This window comes from Streptomyces sp. NPDC001315 (assembly GCF_042896175.1).
GTDB lineage: Bacteria > Actinomycetota > Actinomycetes > Streptomycetales > Streptomycetaceae > Streptomyces.
In genome coordinates this window covers 1-16,489 of sequence record NZ_JBIAWZ010000038.1, presented here as the reverse complement: position 1 = coordinate 16,489, position 16,489 = coordinate 1, and the positions used below count along the sequence as shown (strand labels likewise).

General features: G+C 69.3%; 13 protein-coding genes. 5 read left to right on the top strand and 8 right to left on the bottom strand.

What is annotated here, in order from left to right:
- Positions 1 to 427: 427 nt before the first annotated feature.
- The 4 genes from ACFY16_RS42030 to ACFY16_RS42015 form a co-directional block, all read right to left on the bottom strand.
- A complete protein-coding gene (locus ACFY16_RS42030; RefSeq protein ID WP_390652509.1) occupies positions 428 to 601 on the bottom strand; it encodes a hypothetical protein in 174 nt (57 codons plus the stop codon).
- Positions 552 to 1,178: a helicase associated domain-containing protein gene (locus tag ACFY16_RS42025; protein ID WP_390652508.1), complete on the bottom strand. Its 627-nt coding sequence runs from the start codon at positions 1,176 to 1,178 to the stop codon at positions 552 to 554. The genes ACFY16_RS42030 and ACFY16_RS42025 overlap by 50 nt, the downstream gene beginning before the upstream one ends.
- A complete protein-coding gene (locus tag ACFY16_RS42020) occupies positions 1,136 to 1,396 on the bottom strand; it encodes a helicase associated domain-containing protein (RefSeq protein ID WP_390652507.1) in 261 nt (86 codons plus the stop codon). Before ACFY16_RS42020 ends, ACFY16_RS42025 begins: the two co-directional genes overlap by 43 nt.
- A gap of 159 nt (positions 1,397 to 1,555) precedes the next feature.
- Positions 1,556 to 2,230 carry a TetR family transcriptional regulator gene (locus tag ACFY16_RS42015; RefSeq protein ID WP_390652506.1) on the bottom strand — a complete coding sequence of 225 codons (675 nt, stop codon included), beginning with the start codon at positions 2,228 to 2,230 and terminating at the stop codon, positions 1,556 to 1,558.
- Between the two features lie 135 nt (positions 2,231 to 2,365).
- Between ACFY16_RS42015 and ACFY16_RS42010 the strand changes: the two genes are divergently transcribed.
- The 3 genes from ACFY16_RS42010 to ACFY16_RS42000 all read left to right on the top strand — a co-directional run bounded on the left by ACFY16_RS42010 (position 2,366) and on the right by ACFY16_RS42000 (position 5,350).
- Positions 2,366 to 3,124 carry a glucose 1-dehydrogenase gene (locus tag ACFY16_RS42010; RefSeq protein WP_390652505.1) on the top strand — a complete coding sequence of 253 codons (759 nt, stop codon included), beginning with the start codon at positions 2,366 to 2,368 and terminating at the stop codon, positions 3,122 to 3,124.
- A 195-nt stretch (positions 3,125 to 3,319) separates the two neighbouring features.
- On the top strand, positions 3,320 to 4,762 hold the full coding sequence (locus tag ACFY16_RS42005; RefSeq protein WP_390652504.1) for an aldehyde dehydrogenase: 1,443 nt from the start codon (positions 3,320 to 3,322) through the stop codon (positions 4,760 to 4,762).
- Between the two features lie 306 nt (positions 4,763 to 5,068).
- On the top strand, positions 5,069 to 5,350 hold the full coding sequence (locus ACFY16_RS42000) for a helix-turn-helix domain-containing protein (RefSeq protein ID WP_390652503.1): 282 nt from the start codon (positions 5,069 to 5,071) through the stop codon (positions 5,348 to 5,350).
- A 110-nt stretch (positions 5,351 to 5,460) separates the two neighbouring features.
- Here the strand turns inward: ACFY16_RS42000 and ACFY16_RS41995 are convergent, their stop codons facing one another.
- The 4 genes from ACFY16_RS41995 to ACFY16_RS41980 form a co-directional block, all read right to left on the bottom strand.
- Complete coding sequence (locus tag ACFY16_RS41995) at positions 5,461 to 6,576, bottom strand: AAA family ATPase (protein WP_390652502.1); 1,116 nt, start codon at positions 6,574 to 6,576, stop codon at positions 5,461 to 5,463.
- Between the two features lie 100 nt (positions 6,577 to 6,676).
- Positions 6,677 to 9,091, bottom strand: coding sequence for a transposase (locus ACFY16_RS41990; RefSeq protein WP_390652501.1), 2,415 nt, complete (start codon positions 9,089 to 9,091; stop codon positions 6,677 to 6,679).
- Positions 9,092 to 9,109: 18 nt separating this feature from the next.
- The gene (locus ACFY16_RS41985; protein WP_390652500.1) at positions 9,110 to 9,868 is read right to left on the bottom strand and encodes a hypothetical protein; all 759 of its coding nucleotides are present in this window, start codon (positions 9,866 to 9,868) and stop codon (positions 9,110 to 9,112) included.
- 27 nt (positions 9,869 to 9,895) lie between these two features.
- A complete protein-coding gene (locus ACFY16_RS41980; RefSeq protein WP_390652499.1) occupies positions 9,896 to 11,014 on the bottom strand; it encodes a TniQ family protein in 1,119 nt (372 codons plus the stop codon).
- A gap of 198 nt (positions 11,015 to 11,212) precedes the next feature.
- On the opposite strand from ACFY16_RS41980, the gene ACFY16_RS41975 reads away from it, so the two are divergent.
- Together ACFY16_RS41975 and ACFY16_RS41970 are read left to right on the top strand one after the other, a co-directional pair.
- A complete protein-coding gene (locus ACFY16_RS41975) occupies positions 11,213 to 13,528 on the top strand; it encodes a Helicase associated domain protein (RefSeq protein ID WP_390652498.1) in 2,316 nt (771 codons plus the stop codon).
- A 134-nt stretch (positions 13,529 to 13,662) separates the two neighbouring features.
- Complete coding sequence (locus ACFY16_RS41970; protein WP_390652497.1) at positions 13,663 to 16,131, top strand: Helicase associated domain protein; 2,469 nt, start codon at positions 13,663 to 13,665, stop codon at positions 16,129 to 16,131.
- Positions 16,132 to 16,489 lie beyond the last annotated feature (358 nt).

Sequence of the window (16,489 nt, the reverse complement as noted above, 5' to 3'; positions counted from 1 at the left end):
CACACGCCACACAGCCACCGGCTCCCCAGCGCCGCCCTCGCCCTCCAGCGCGTCATCCCCGCACTCCCAAGAGGGCAACGCCCGCGCCATCACCGCACCGTCTGACAAATCCGTTGTCGAGCACTGGATGAGTGAAGCGCTGACCCGGGGATTTAGTGATCGTTTCAGGATTTTTGGCCGTGGGTGTGGTGAGGCTGTGAGCTGGGGTTTTCGTGGGGCGTGGGGAAGCCGTGGTGGTCCTGACGTGCGAGTTCAGTGATTGTCTCGGATGGTGTGGTGATCGGCGTGGGATTTGGTTCTGTCTGCGAGGGGTGCTCACGCGGTGTGCGGCGTCGGGCGCTGTCGCACACGGCGCCGCCAACGCAATGCGGCGGGCGTCCCGGAGGTGATCTTCCAGGCTCCCCGCCGCTGTGCCGTCCCTGCCCGGTTACGCCGTGTTCGGTGTCTGTGCCGCCCGTTCCAGGCCGAGGCCGGCCAACTGCTGGAGCTGTTCCGTGCTCAGCTTCGCCCGCCGGGTCTTGGTGTTCGACAGGAACACCCCGAGTTTGATCTCACTGCCGTCCGGCAGGGTCTCGGTGTGGGCGCGGCTGACGGGTCCCACGGAGCCTGTACGGTCCCGGTACTGCGCCAGAGCCACACACCCCCCGCTCGAACGCCCCAGAACCGCCCTTGGAGCCCATCCCGGGCGTCCTCCGCTCCGGCGGCAGGGGCGTGAGGCCGAGGGCGGCCAGACGCTCACGCTGGCCCTCTGCCAGCCCTTCCCAGACGACGTGCTGACGCTGTCTCTGAAGCCACCGGCCGACGTCCGCCCCGGATGAGGTCACGCCGGGCACGATGTCGGCCACGTCGGCGCCGAGTGCCAGCAGCCGCGCCACTCCGGCGTACTGGCGCTGCCAGTCCACCGGCCAGTCGGGGCGCCAGTCCGGATCGATCGCGGCCAACTGCTCCGCCCGCCGGCCTGCTCGCTCCGGGTCCTTGCCGAGACCGCCGTCCTTGCGGCAGTTGGCCAGCCACTGCCCGACCGGCTTGTCCAGCGCGCTCGCCGTGACCGCAGCGGCCAGCGTGCCCGTCTCCGCGAAGTAGGCGCGCGCCGCCGCCAGGTTCTCCTCCCACGCCACCTCGGACGGCTCCCACACTATCCCCAGCTCATCCAGGTCCGCCGCCCGCTCCGCAGCCATCGTGCCGCCTGCACACTGCGCCGCTGATCAGCCAGCCACCGCCCCAGCGGAAACGAATACCCGCCCGGCAGCAACTCCCGGTGCTCATACGGCACCGCCAGATCCCCCGCCCGCCGGAACGCCACCGCAGCCCGGTGCCCCGCCTTCCAGTTCGTGTGCTCCGGCTCCATCAGGTTGTACCAACCCTCACCGAACATGTCCGCCTGAAACAGCAGCACGGTTAAAGATCAAGCTTAACGCGGTTGGGTGTGGTCACGTCGCCGGCGCGTGGTTCGGGCAGCGGGTCCATGGGCAGCCATCTGTTTTGTCAGCCAAGGCGTGGAAGTGCCCAGTCCTTTCCACCGGTGTCCGCGGGGGAGGGGCGGGTGGGGTCGTGGTCAGTGCCCGGCCCTGGTGAGGGTGCCTGTGATGAGGGTTGTCAGCATGTCTTGCAGCGTGGTGGTGAAGTCCATGCGCAGGGCGGCGAGTGAGGGATCGGCTGTGTAGGCGGTGAGCATGGCGGCGGAGGGCCGGGCGTGGGTCCATACCGCGCCGCTGACCATGACGGCCTGGGCGCAGAGCTGGTCGGCGTGGCCGCCGAGTTCGGGCAGGTGCCGGCGGGCGAGTGCGGCCAGAGCGGCGACGTTGTCGAGGGCTGCTCGTTTGTAGCGGGCGGCCACGTCCGGGGAGACGTTGTGTTCCAGGACGCCTGCCTGGGCGCTGAGCAGGTCGCACAGTACCCGGTGCTGGGCGAGGGAGTGTGCCAGGACGGCGGCGAATTCCTGACCGCGCTGGATCGGCGGGGCGCCGGGGGTGAGTGAGGCGGCGAGCTGTTCGGGCAGGGTGGCGGTCCACTGCCGCCAGTCGCGGTCCAGCAGTTCCAGCAGGACGGCTTCGCGTGACTCGAAGTAGCGCAGCACGTTGGACTTCGCCAGGCCCACGCGCCGGCTCAGCTCGTTCAGGCTGAGTGCGCCCACGGACATCTCGTCGAGCATCGCCGCCGCGGTGTCGAGGATCGCGCGCCGCCGGATCTCGCGCTGTTCCTCGCTGCGCGCTCGCTGGAAGGTCGTCATGCCCCCATCTTACAGACTGCCGGTCTTTTGACATTAGACCGCCAGTCTCTTAATCTGGAGTCACAACAGACCGGCGGTCTCCTAAGGCGGGATCGTCGGCCGACTCACACCTGTAGGGGAAAGAGGTCCATCGTCATGAGCGTTTCCAGCGTCGCCCTGGTCACCGGAGCCACCCAAGGCATCGGCAAGGAGACCAGCCTGGCCCTGGCCCGCACGGGCCACGCCGTCGTCGTATCCGGCCGCCGCAAGGAAGCGGGCGAAGCCGTCGCCCGCGAGATCCGCGACAATGGCGGGGAGGCCGTCTTCGTCGCCGTCGACGTCGACTCCGAAGAGTCCGTCGCCGCCCTGGTCGCAGCCACCGTCGAGCGCTTCGGCCGGCTCGATGTCGCGGTCAACAACGCCGGGATTTCCCTCGACGCCGGCCGCATGGCCGACGAGCCCACCAGCCGCTTCCAGCAGATGCTCACCACGAACGTGCTCGGCGTCTTCTGGTGCATGAAGTACCAGATCCAGCAGATGCTGGCCCAGGACAACCCCGGTGGCTCCATCGTCAACCTGGCCTCGATCGCGGGCCTGGGCGGCATCCGCTACTCGGCCAACTACTCCGCCACCAAGCACGCCGTGGTCGGCCTGACCAAGTCCGCCGCGCTGGAGTACGCCACCGACAACATCCGCATCAACGGGGTCGCCCCCGCCGCGATCAAGACCGACATCCTCAACGCCGCCATCGAGGCCGGTACCTGGGACGAGGCCTCCATCGCCGCTCTCCAGCCGGTGGGTCGGATGGGCCGCCCCGCCGAGGTCGCCGAAGCCATCACCTGGCTCGCCTCGCCGGCCGCGTCCTTCGTCACCGGAACCATCCTCAACGTCGACGGCGGCTACAAGGCCCAGTAAAGGTCCTGCCGCGCCGCAGGCCCGAAAGCCGTCCCGATAAGGCGGGTCAGCCAGCGGGATTCGGCTTCTTCATCCAGCCGGGGCGCGGCTTCTTCCTCCCGCACTCCTTCGGCTCCTTTGAGAACCCGACCGCCGGCCCCGAAGGCAGACGGCCGCCACACCTCACCTGACAGCAACTCAGAACAGGAACGGCACATGCACACCTATGACCGGCTCTTCATCGGCGGCACCTGGACCGAGCCGAGCAAGAAGGATCTGCTCGACATCCACTCCCCGCACGACCAGTCCGTCGTCGGCCACGCCGCCCAGGCCCATCCCGCTGACATCGACCGAGCCGTCGCAGCCGCTCGCGCCGCCTTCGACAACGGGCCCTGGGCCCGCACCACGCCAGCCGAACGCATCGCCCTACTACGGCGCTTCAACGAGCTGCGCGAAGCACACGACGACACACTCGCTGCCCTCATCACCGCCGAGAACGGCGCCGCCTCCTGGTTCACCAACGCCGTGCAGGCCGGCCTCACCTCCCACTTCAATGGCTACGTGACGGCCGCCGAGAACTTTGACTGGGAAACCACCCTGGTCCCCTCGGATCCCGCCTCCACGTTCCGCAGCATTGTCCGGCGCGAGGCCGTCGGCGTGGTCGCCGCGGTGATTCCCTGGAACGCGCCCACCTCCTCCGCCTACTCAAAGATCATCCCGGCTCTGCTCGCGGGCAATTCCGTGATCCTGAAGGCCTCCCCGGAGAACTCCCTCAGCATGGGCTACCTCGCTGAACTGCTGGAACAAGCCAGCCTGCCCGAAGGTGTCATCAGCGTCCTGCCCGCCGACCGCGAGACCAGCGAGTACCTGGTCTCGCACAAGGACGTCGACAAGATCGCTTTCACCGGCTCGACCCGCGCCGGTCAGACCATCGCCTCGATTGCGGGCCGCCAGCTCAAGCGAGTCAGCCTGGAACTCGGCGGCAAGTCCGCCGCCATCATCCTGCCCGACGCCGACATCGCCCAGGCCGTCCAGGACCTGCGGTTCCATTCGCTGCCCAACAACGGAGAAGCCTGCCTCGCGCTCACCCGCATCCTCGCCCCGCGCGAGAAGTACGAGGAGGTCGTGTCGGCGGTGAAGGAGCTGGTGGAGTCCCTGAAGGTGGGAGACCCCAGTGCTCCGGACACCTTCATCGGTCCGATGGTCCGCCCCGACCAGCAGGAGCGGGTGCGCAACTACATCCAGCTCGGCATCGAGGAGGGTGCTCGCCTGGTCACCGGCGGCCCGCAGATCCCGGAGGGTCTGGAGAAGGGCAACTACGTGACGCCCACCGTCTTCGCCGAGGTCGACAACTCCATGCGCATCGCGCAGGAGGAGATCTTCGGCCCGGTCCTGGTGGTCATCGCCTACGACGACGAGGACGACGCCGTCCGCATCGCCAACGACTCCGAGTACGGCCTCTCCGGCGGCGTCTGGTCCGCCGACGAAGAGCACGCCCTGGCGGTCGCTCGTCGCGTCCGCACCGGCACCGTCACGGTCAACGGTGCCCCAGTCGCCTTCGACGGCCCCTTCGGCGGCTTCAAGAACAGCGGCATCGGCCGCGAGTTCGGCGCCGTTGGCCTTGGCACCTACACCGAGTACAAGACCATCACCGTCTGATACAACAGCCCTCTCCGAGACGTAGCACCGCCGGCTGCCCGACACGGCCGGCGGTGACCCCTCTCCCGTTGTGTTCTTCGCGGGCCTACAAGAGGACCACCGGCCTCCGGGCCCGGCATGGCTGTCCCCGGGACCCGCCGCCACCCTCCTCCCGGGACACGGCCAGGGCCCGTCAGCCCGCCCGTTTTTCTTCATGACCAGCAAGGACAGAAATGCCCATCTCCGCCCATCGACTCCAATACCGCCGCGATCGTCGTCGACCTGCAAAACGGGATCGTCGGACCCGGGCAACGGGGCTGAGAGGCGGTGCGCAAGTGGCGGGCCCGGTTCGCCGCGGACGGGCTGGAGGGTCTGGTGGACCGACCGCGTTCGGGGGCGCCGCGGACGATCACGGACGAGCAGGTCGAGGCCCTGGTCGCCAGGACGCTGCGTTGTCCGCCCGCAGCAGCTTCCAGGCCGCATGGTGCCTGCGCAGCGCGACCAAATCGTCGTAGTCCAAGTTGCCCACCCAAGATTCCCGCTCACGCGTGCGGGAAACGCTCCCGTGCAGCGGCGCCCCTTCCTCTGTCATACATCACCACATGCTGATGCCGACATGTACGCAAAGGCTTCGATATCCACGACTGCACCGTAAAGCCCACCACTGACATCGATGGCGCTGCATCATGATCCGGTGACCCACCGTGCTCGCCGGGCGTTCAGCCGAACTGGGCTGTGGCAGCGTCGATCTCTTTGAGGGTGATGTTCTCGCTTCCGCTGCGGATCGCGATGACGGCGGCGGTGGAGACGACGTAGGCGAGGGCTTTGAAGTAGCCGCCGGTGCGCCGGTGCAGTTCGACGGCGTGTTTGCTCAGGGCGTGTTCCTCCAGCCGGTACAGGCTCAGGTCCGCCTCGAAGCCCGCCAGTACTTCCCGGAAGGTCTTCTGGTCTTCGGCGTTCAGGGGGAGGGGGTGCAGCCAGGTCACTGGCAGCAGCGCGCTGGGGGAGGGAGAGGCGGGCGCCTCCGGGCGGCCCGCCTGCTTGAGCCGTACACGGTTCTCCTCACTGACCCGGGTCAGGTCTCCGGCCAGGATGCGGGCCTGGTGCAGGAGGTGGCTGGCGCCGGTGCCGCAGAAGACGAGCGAGATGCCCAGCTTGTCGCGCAGGTAGTCGAAGTAGGGCAGCACGTTCGCCAGTTGCTGCGGCAAGGCGCGGTTGATGTCGTCGATGAGCAGCAGGCGGGTCTGCGCCGTTTCCAAGACGTAGTTGACCGGAAGGGTCAGGTCCTGGTGCCGGCGCATCTCCAGGACTTCCGCGAGGCTTTTCGGCTCGGGTTGGAGGCCCAGGTAAGAGGCGATCTCCCAGACCCAGTTCACCTTCTGCTCCGGGTCCGCGGGGGTGGTGATGTGTACCACCGGGATCGTGTTCTGGCGCCTGCCGCCCGTGCCGGCTTCGATCTCCTGCTGGGCGGCGCGTCCGGCCGCCCGCAGTAGGCAGGTCTTGCCGGTGCCGGCGGGCCCGTCGATGACATGGTCCATCAGGCCCTCCCGGCGACCGCTGTTGTGGTGGACCGCCTCGACGACCGTCTCCTGCATGTACGTCATCGCGTCGGTGGGCACCATCCTCAGATGCCGGTGGTAGGCGATGGACTGCTCGTCCTTGCGCCTGTCCGGGCCAGGACTGCTACCCGCCCGCGCGGGCGGTTCCACTTTCTCGTCGACGAAGTGGTTCCAGCCGGTGAGCTGGAACAGCGGCAGAGGCCGCATCGGAGTGTCCTTCAGCTGCTGGCGCAGGCGAGCCTCGCGTTTGTCGCGTAGTTCCAGGGTCGCTTTCATCACACTGTCCTCTCGTGCACGGTTCCCCGTTCATTCCTTCCGTGAGGCCGGCTTTGGTGCGAAGACCACGCCTCGCGGACCGGTCCTGCGCCCTCGTCGTTCACGGCTCCATGCCCCCGGGCGCGTGCACCTCCCACACGTCGATGACGTCCTCGCCGTCCTTGTAGCTGTCGTCGCCGTCCGCACCGGAGTCGAGGTCGTCGAGGAGTTCGGCCTCGACCACTTCGTATGCCTCGGCCGGCGTCCCGGCGGCAGCGGTGTTTGGAGGGCTACCGGTGTCGTCGGCGCTGGCGAAGAGAGCCGCGAGCGGGTGCGAGGCATGCCCGCCTTCCTGCTCTCCGTCCGTGTCCGCACCTGCGGCCCTGCCCGCAGGTGCGGACACGGACGGGGGCGCGATGGGGGAGATGGGCAGCGCCGGGCGGGGCCGCAGGGTCGACAGGTCGAACTCCTCCAGGCCCGCGTAGGGGTCCTGGGAGGGCTGTTCGGTCTCCAGCTCCAGTCCCTGGAAGGGCGGTTGGGTTCCGGTGCGCTTCGGTGGCGGTTGGCCGGAGCGGCACCGTCTGCCGCGCTGGGCGAGGGCCAGGGCAATCGCTTCCTCGCCCTGCTCGCTGCCGCCGGTCGCTTGGTGCTGTTCGGCGTGCTCTTGCCACATGTCCGCGGTCCAGGGGTCGCCCAGCAGGTGGCGCAGCCGGAAATCGCAGGTCACCCAGGTGTTTGCGGTGTGGTCGTACAGCCATACCCGCTCGGGACGGTAGGGGTTGAAGCGGCATTCCCACTTGCCTGCTCGGCCGGGCAGTTTCGAGCCCCCGCGCAGGAGGATCTCGCGGTAGTGCCCGGCGTCCTGCCGGGTGGGCTGGTAGGTCCGGTGGTTGATCATGAAGCCGCTCTTGCCGGGGGTGACCCAACGCGGCAGCAGGAAGAAGCGGTTCTGGGCGGGGGAGAGCGGCACGGGCCGGTAGCCGCTGCGGGCGATCTGCACGGCGTACATGTCGTTGGGGGACAGCACGATGCCCGGCCTGAACGGGTCGCGCAGCCCCGCATCGGGGGTCTGCTGGTACTCCAACGCGACCCATTCCTGGGCCATCTGCTGGAGTTCGGCGATGGTGTACAGCGGCATGCGGTCGATGCCGCGGCCGCGTTTTTTGTGGCTGCGGCCCTGCCAGCCGTGGGCGACGTACTGGCTGAAGCGGTGCGCGAGGGTGATGAAGAAGTGCTCGGCGAGCGGCTTGTCGGCCGGGGTCTTCTTGCGCGCCGGGCGTCGCGCGATGTGCAGCCGGTCGCAGACTGAAGTGAAATGGTCGCTCACATAAGGGCTGCCCTGGTCGTAGACGATCAGCTCGGGACGGATGACCGGGCGGGCGGCCGTGGCGTTCGTGAACCGCTCGTCCGCCGCCTTGAGCGCCCCGAACGGCAGGCTGGAGGCGGCGGCCGCGCTCAGCGGGTCCCAGCCGGGCATCACCGGCCAGGGCGCGAATGCCTGCGCCAGCATCAGGGTCAGGTCGATCGCCCGGGTTGCCCGGCCCGCCCGGCCCGCCCGGCCGTTCCCGGCGTCTCCCGCGCGGCTGGGCGTGATCATCAGCGCGCACATGCTGCGGCTGGCCACGTCGATCAGCACGGTCATCTCCGTGGAGACGGGCTCGCCGTCGTCGCCGCGGGCCCGGATCCGCAGGGGCGTGGTGTCGGCCTGGGTCACCTGCCCCGGCCGCAGCACGGCCTCGCGCCCGCCGTGGGGGAGCGGCGGGGTGGAGGCCAGCGCGGCGCGGGCCCGCGCCGGCCCGGCCAGGACGTCGGCCAGGCCGGACTCCTTCATCCGCAGGTAGAAGGTGGAACGGGAGGGCAGCAGGGCCGCTTCGGCAGCCGGGTCGTCGAACTCGGCGCCGTACCGCGAGCGCAGGAGGTCCTCCACCTCCTCGCGGATCAGGTCGATGGTCACGTCCGAGGCGTGTGCGCGCCGGGTCACCACCTCCTGCATGGCGGCCAGGCACCGCGGGTCGGTGAAGCCGCCGGGCCGTTTCTCCCGCGGCGCGGACAGCAGGACGGCCGGGTTTTCTCCGGCCGCTTTCCACTTGCGCCGCTTGTCGGCGAGGGTGTGGGCGGAGCAGCGGATGCCGTCGGCGGCCAGCCGCGCCGACATCGCGGCGCACCGCTGGGCCAGCGTCGTCCCCGGCTCGAATCCCCGCGCGTGCTGGTGGCGGCCCGGGGCCAGACCAGTGTCGATCTCCACCATGCGCGCCTGCCACAGCGCGGCCTCCTCCTCTCGCCCCTGGTGCCCTTCCCACCCGCCAAGGACTGCGCCCTCCGCGGCCGGAACATGGCCGGTGCCGAGGACGGCGAAATCCTCCCCGCACACCAGCCACCGGTACGACACCGCCCGGGGGCCCTCCCCGCCTTCCCTTGGCGCCAGCGTGACCTGCGGCCCCTGCCACGCCACCACCTCCCACTCGCACTCCTGCCAGCGCACCCGCGCCCCGACGGACAGCGGCTGCGAAGGCCGGCCCCCACGTGTTCCCGCCATGCGCCCCCCTCGTGTCCTTCAGGCCGTCCAGGCCAGGGCATCGGGCAGCAGCGGCTGGCAGGCATCGAACAGCAGCCGTCGCTGCCAGAGCATCCGATAGGCGAGGTCCAAACCCGTCAGCGCGGGCAGACCGCTCGCCGCCACCCCCGCCCGCAGGCCCGTCGGCTCCCTGAACGCCTCCAGCAGCGCCCGCCCCCGGACGTCCTCGTCGCCCGCAGCGAACCGGTAGCCGCCCAGCCATCCCAGATTCCGCCCGCGCACACCCGACGGCTCACGCACCTGCCGCATCCGCCACCCGGCGGCCTGCGCCACCGCCTCAAGAACCTGAAGCCGCATGGCGGGCAGAGTCTCCTCGCCGGGCGGCTTCAGCACCAGCACCTCACGTACGCCGCCGGCCGTGAGCGCCACGAAATCCGGGCACCAGCGGCGCTCGCGGCCTCCCGCCCGCCATCGCAGCTGAACCGGGCCGGCACTGAACGCCACCCAGTCCGGCTCGAAGTCCAGCTCCACCGCGAGGCGCCACTGCCGCAGGCTGGCGCACACCACTGTCTGCTCCCTGCTCGCCACCGGCCAATAGGTGATGATGCCCCTGCGGCCCTGATAGGGCACCGGTTCGCTGACCGGCCCGAACTCCTCCAGCGCAAGCCCCCGCAGCCCTGCCGCATCGCACGCGCGCACCGGCCCGTATGGCTCGCGGTACACGGCCACGACATTCTGCTCTGCGCTCGGCACCGCTTCGCTCTCCGGCAGGTCGCAGGGATCCTCAGCAGTGCTCATGCCGCTCGCCTCCTGCCGCCGGGTGCGTCACATCTCGCATGCCGGCTGTCCCAGTTGCCAGGGCAGGCACGATGCCGCCCCCAGAACCCCGGTGGGCTGCGCCGCCCGTTCGTGCCCGGGCGACACCTGCAACCGGCCCGGCACCCCGGCGCCTGGCATCCCGGCAGATACCTGCCGCTCCTGCGGTGCTGTTCGGCTGGCCGGCCCGTCGGCGGTGTCCGGTGCCTGGGTGGCGGGGGTGCTGTGCCGCTGCAGCCAGTCCATCAGCGCCAGCCGGCCGACCGAGAAGTCGATGCCCCACCCGTCCATCTCGCTCCGCAGCTCCTCCATCCACCGTGTACGGGCCTGTCCGTCCCGTCTGCCCGCGTGTTCGAAAGCGGTCAGCCGGGCCGCCACGGCAGCTGCTTCCGGCATCAGCACGAGCGGCGCCGTGGGGACCGCCTCAGCCTCCAGGCCCGCGTCCCAGGCCCGGCGCACCCACCGTGCGGTGCCTGGAAGGTACGTCCACCAGTGCACCGCGATCTGGAAGGCGTCGGCGAACAGCTCCCGGCCCACCTGCCCGTACCGCTGGCTGAGGGCTTCCCGCTCCCGGTGCGCCTCGGCCGTCTCCGGCAGTAGCTTCAGCGACAGCCCCCGCCCGCCCCCGCTCGCGTCGCTGTCGGTGAACCGCAGATGCTCCAGGCAGACCCGCCAGCGGTCCGCGCTGATCATCCATGCCGTCTCCCGCACCCCGCGGGCGGTGGCGCATGTCCCGCACAGCGGCACCAGGTGCCCCTCGCGCGGCAGCCACGGCCACTTCCACACCGCTTGCGTGGTCTCGGTCTTCAACAGATGCGCGGCCGCCGTGCTCGGCAGGACCTCCTGCAGCGCCGACGCGGTGCTCCCGCACAGCACCGCCAGATACTCAAGCCCCCGCTCGTTGACGTACATCTCGGTGCTGGAGGGATAGGCCCGTACCCGCACCGGATCCCGGGACGCCTGGCCGAAGCCCACGCGCTCCAGCAGCTCTTCCAACTCCAGTCCCTGGCCGTGTGCCAGCCGGTTGACGAAACTGCCCGTCGACTCGCCCCGCAACGGCGTTACCCGAACCGGCAGCGGCCTGCGGGGCCCGAACAGCCAAGAAGCTCCGGCTACTTGTCCGTCCACCTCCGCTGCCCCCAACTCCGGCGATGACCGCTGCCGCAGCAGCCCGGCATTTCCCATGCTGCTGGGTACCGGGCAGCGAGAACCTCCCTGCCTGCCGGATATCCCCGAAAGAGTGAACCAGCTGGCGAAAGCAGGACCAGACACCTCCTCGTGTGCGGACCATGAGGTCCCAGGCACACGATCACAAGGGAGCCGCCGGTGCCCGGGACCGTCACCGACAACCAGCTCGCCACCCCGCTGCGTGGCCATCAGGCCGTCGCTGTCGACAACAGCGTCTCCGCCTTCCTCGATCACCACGCCCGCACATGCCTCGTGATGGCCACCGGCACCGGCAAGACCCTCGTCGCCCTCCACGTCGCCCACCGGATCGCCCATCACGGCAATGTGGTGCTCTTCGCCCCCAACATCCAGCTGCTCTACCAGACCGCGCAGGTCTGGCACCACGAAGGCCGCCAGGGCCTCTATCTGGCCATCTGCCACGAGGACGCCGGCGGCGTGCTGCCCGGCAGCGTCCTGCGCATCAGCTCGGCCGCAGAGCTCGCCCATCACGCCGCCCAGGCCGCGGCCTTCGGCCCCCTGAATGTCTTCTGCACCTACCAGTCACAAGAGAAAGTCGAACAGGCCCACCGTGACCACCATCTCGCCCGCTGGGACCTGATCATCTGCGACGAGGCCCACCGCACCGCCGGCGACGGCAACCGGCCCTGGGCCCGCGTCCTTGACGACGACCTCTTCCCCGCCCGCCACCGCCTCCATCTGACCGCAACCCCCCGCGTCCTCGCCCCCGATGCCGACGAGGACACCCTCGGCACCGACCAGGTCGCCTCCATGGACGACCCCCGCCTGTACGGGCCGGTCGTCTACCGTCTCTCCCTGGCCGAATCGATCGCCGAAGGCCTCCTGGCCGATTACGAGATCGTCGCCGTCGAAGTCACCGAAGAAGACCTCAGACGAGCCCTGCGCCACCCCGCTCGGATCGACGCCACCAGCGAAGGACTGCGCCTGGCAGCCGCGCAGATCGCTCTCCTGCGCGCCCAGCACCTCTATGACCTCCGACGCACCCTCACCTTCCACACCTACATCGCCGACGCCTCCGTCTTCGCCGAAACCCTCGCCGAAACCGCGCAGCTCGTGCCGCCGTACATGCGCTGCCGCCTGGCCAGCAACGTGGTCCACAGCAACCTCAGCGCGGTTGTCCGCCGCGGGCGGGTTCAGGAGTTCATTGACACCCCCGCCCACGGCCGCATCGGGGATGACCTCCCGCGCAGGGCGGTGCTCAGCAACTGCAACTGCTTCACCGAGGGGGTCGACATCCCTTCCCTGGACTCCATCCTGTTCGCCGATCCCAAGAGCAGCCCCGTCCAGATCCTCCAGGCCATCGGCCGAGCCCTGCGCCAGATGCCCGGGCAGGGCAAGATCGCCCGCATCATCGTCCCCGTCTACCTCCGCCCGGGCCAGCAGCTCGAAGAAGGAGTCAAGGGCACCAGCTTCCACCTGCTGCACCAGATCCTCATCAGCCTCAGCGCCTGGGACGAACTCGTCTTCACCCGCGTCACCCTCCACAGCGGACAGCGCACCCTGCGCCCGTACACCCCTGCCCGGCCGCTGCGCGCCGACGAACTCATCGGCTTGCTCCACCCCAGGCACACCCCCGCCCCCAACCAGATCTGGGACGCCGCCTACGCACACGCCCAGACCTTCTACGACACCCACGGCCACCTGAACGTCCCCAGCCGCCACCAGACCCCAGGCGGCTTCTACCTGGGCTGGTGGGTGGGCAAGCAACGCTCCCTGAAACAACACGGCATGCTCCTGCCGCAGCGCGCAGAAGACCTCAAACTCCTCGGCATCCAGTGGGAACACCCGCCCACCAGCATCGAGTTCACCCTCGACATCGCACGCGACTACACCGCCCGGCACGGCCACTTGGTTCCCACCTACACCGAGACCCACCACGGCGTTCGCCTGGGCACGTGGCTCTCCCGCCGCCGCGCCGAAGCGGACCGCCGCGACCTGCCCTACTGCTACCACCGCGCCCTCAACGAGATCTACCCCTGGTGGAACAGCCACTGGGACAAGACCGGGCAGTGGCGCCGTACCTACGCCGCTGTCCTCAACGCCGCGCGCCGGAACAAGGTCCCCTTTCCTGACCTCGGCCCCGAACAGGCCGACAACCCCTACAGCGAATGGCTGGCCGACCAGATCGCCGCCCTGCCCCGCCTTACCCTCGCCCAGCACGAACTCCTCGACCAGATCCCCCTGCGCCATCCCCTCGCCTACCTGCTGCGCCGCCCCCACGGATACTCGGCCCGAGCGTTCCACAAAGGACTACGGGAGGCCTATCTGTTCTGGCGCGCCCACCAGCACCTCGCCGTCCCCGCTACCTACCGCGGCGGCGACGCAGGCGACCCGCTCCTACTGCGCCGCTGGCTATCCGAACGGCGCCGCAACCCCGCCCGGCTCACCACACAGCAGATCAACGCCCTGGAGGCACTGGACATGCGCTGGTGTTGACGGACAGCCCCCGCGTGGCTCAGGCAACGAGCGGGTTCACCGCTCGAGCAACAACTGCGCCCGAGCCACGCCCGGCTACGCAAGGATGAAGACCCCAATAGTCCCGACTCGCGTTCTCAAGGATCTCCACCGCGATGCCGTCCAACTCCACCCCCGCTCCAGCACCCCCCAACAACCGCCGCACCCTGCGCCCGGACCAGCAGCAGGCGGTGGAATCCGCGGCACGGCATCTCAAATCCCCGCGGACACGAGGACACATCGTGTCCGCGTGCGGGACGGGCAAAACACTGATCGCGCTGCGCACAGCAGAACAGCTCGACATCCAGCAGCTGCTCGTCGCCGTCCCCAGCCTGGACCTGATCGGACAGTGGGCGGCAGCAGCCCGCGCGGACGGACGAACCGAGCCGCTGATGGCCGTGTCCTCAGCACGCGCCGATGCGAACCCACTGCTGGCCGGCGCGGGCGCAGCGAGCACGGGGTCGGGGGAGTACCTGGCGTACTGGCTGACTCAGCGTACGAAACGGCGCGAGAGAGCGACCGTGTTCATCACATTCGACTCACTTCAGCGGATCGAGGAAGCCCAACACTCCGTCTTCACCGCCCCCGTCTTCGACCTCATGATCGTGGACGAGGCGCACCGCACCGCCGGGAGCTGGGACAAGCAGTGGACGATGATCCACGACAACACCCGCGTCCCCGCAGACCGCCGCCTGTACCTCACCGCGACGCCATACGAGTGGGAGGCCCCCCGCCTGACCGAGACCCCCGACACACGCCCTCAGCCCAAGCGCACTGCCGCGACCGCTCCCACCTGGGAGGCCCCCTCCCTGATCGCCTCGATGGACGACCCCAAGGTGTTCGGCCCGCGCCTGCACACCTACTCACACGCGGACGCGATCGAAGACGGCGTCCTGGCCGACTACCAACTCCTCATCCCCACCATCACCGACACCGAGCTGCGCAGCACTCTCACCGACCCAGACCTCCAGACTGGGTTCGGCCCGAGCGCCCGCCGCACGACCGCCCTGCACCTAGCCGTCCTCAAAGCCATGCGCGAGCACGACCTCAAACATGTGATCGTCTACTTCCAGCAGGTCGCGGACGCCGCCGACTTCGCCCGCCAGTTCCCCCACACACTGCGCACCCTCCCCACCGAGCAACGCCCCTCCTGGACAGCCGACTTGAGCGTGCAGTCAATCAACGGCACCCACACCCCCAACAAACGCCACACCATCCTGACCCGTTTCGAACAAGCCGACCGAGCCGTGCTCACCAACGCCCAAGTCCTCAGCGAAGGCGTCGACTTGCCAGCCGTCGACTCAATCGTCTTCGCGGACCGCACCGCGAGCGTGCGCCGCATCGTCCAGGCCCTGGGCCGCGCCCTGCGTAAACCCCCCACCCTCGACTCCAAGACCGCGAGTCTGGTGATCCCCGCCTACACCCCGCTCGACGCCGACCCCACCGACCTCCTCGACACTCCATACGCGGCCCTCTGGCTGGTCACCGCAGCGCTGCGCCACCATGACCAGTCCATCGCCGCCCGCGCCCCGCGCCAGAACACCAAGCACCGCCTGGACCGCGACACCCACCAACTCCTTGCGCGCCGCTTCCGGTTCGACTTCACCCTCGACCCCGATTACATCGCCCGCGCGATGGACCTCATTGCCTGGCCCTCAGCTGGCGCCGTCTTGTCCGCGCCCCGCCGCGCGGGCCTCGCGGCCGCCGTCCGCTACCACGCCGAACACGGCCACCTGCGCATCCCGACCAACTACACCGACGCCTACGGCTACCGCCTCGGCCAGTTCATCGACGGGCAGCGCACCGCCTACCACCAAGGCACCCTCACCGCCGACTGGATCGCCGAGCTCGAAGACCTCGCCATGATCTGGGACGACAACGAAGCCACCTGGCAAGGGCACATGGCCACCATCGAGGGCTTCCACACCCTCCACGGCCACCTCGCCATTCCTACCACCGACCCAGGCGGCCCCTTCCTTGTCAACCAGCGCGCCCTCGCCCGCCACGACCGCCTCCACCCCGCCCGCGAAGCCCAGCTCACCGCCCTCGACCCCAACTGGCAACTCCCGTACGGCGCCGACTGGCACCGCAAATACCACCACCTGCGTCACCACATCGAAGCCGGCCACGACACAGCCACACTGCACCGAGAAACGGTGATCGGCGGCGTGAAGGCCGGCATTTGGCTGCACCGACAGTTCACCACCTGGAACCAACTCGAGGACGGCCAACGCACGCTCCTCACCTGCCTCGGCCTGACCCCCGATCAAGTCCCGCTGCCCGCAGGGAAGACACCCACCACCCCCGCCGGCCCCAGGCGCCGCCGCTCCTTCGAACAGAACGTCACGCTGCTGCGTGCCTTTGTGGAACGCCACGGCCGTTCGCCCGGTGCCCGGGAGTGGATCGAGGCCGACGGCGAGCGCGTCATGATCGGCCCGTGGCTATGCAAAGCGCGTACGCGACACAAAGCCGGGCAACTTCCGCAAGAACAAGGAGAGTTGCTGCAAGAGATCCTCCGGGTGGACTGGTCAGAACCTCGCCGGACCCTTGAAGAGGAGCACGGCGATCTCTCGGAAGTTCTATAGTTTTTGTGCTTCCTAAAGCGGTGCGGAGTAACTCCGGGCCTCTAAGATGGACACGTAGTGGGCAGCTGCGCCACCCGCGAAGAGCAGTCCGTCACGCGACAAGGCTCGCCGTGCAGGGTTCGGAAGCGCCGTTCCGGAAACGGCGCCAGCGAGAGCCGATGATCCGTCAACCCCCATGCTGTAGCTGCGTTTCAGGAATCCGCGGAGCGGATTTCGTCAGGCCGGATCGCGGAGCGATCCGAGCCCCGGACCACGGAGTGGCCCGGCAAGCTGAGGCGGAGCCTCAGCAGCAGCGCGGAGCGCTGCTTGTTCCGCCGCGTAGCGGCGGCGCGTCGTGTCTGCGGAGCAGACCGCGCGC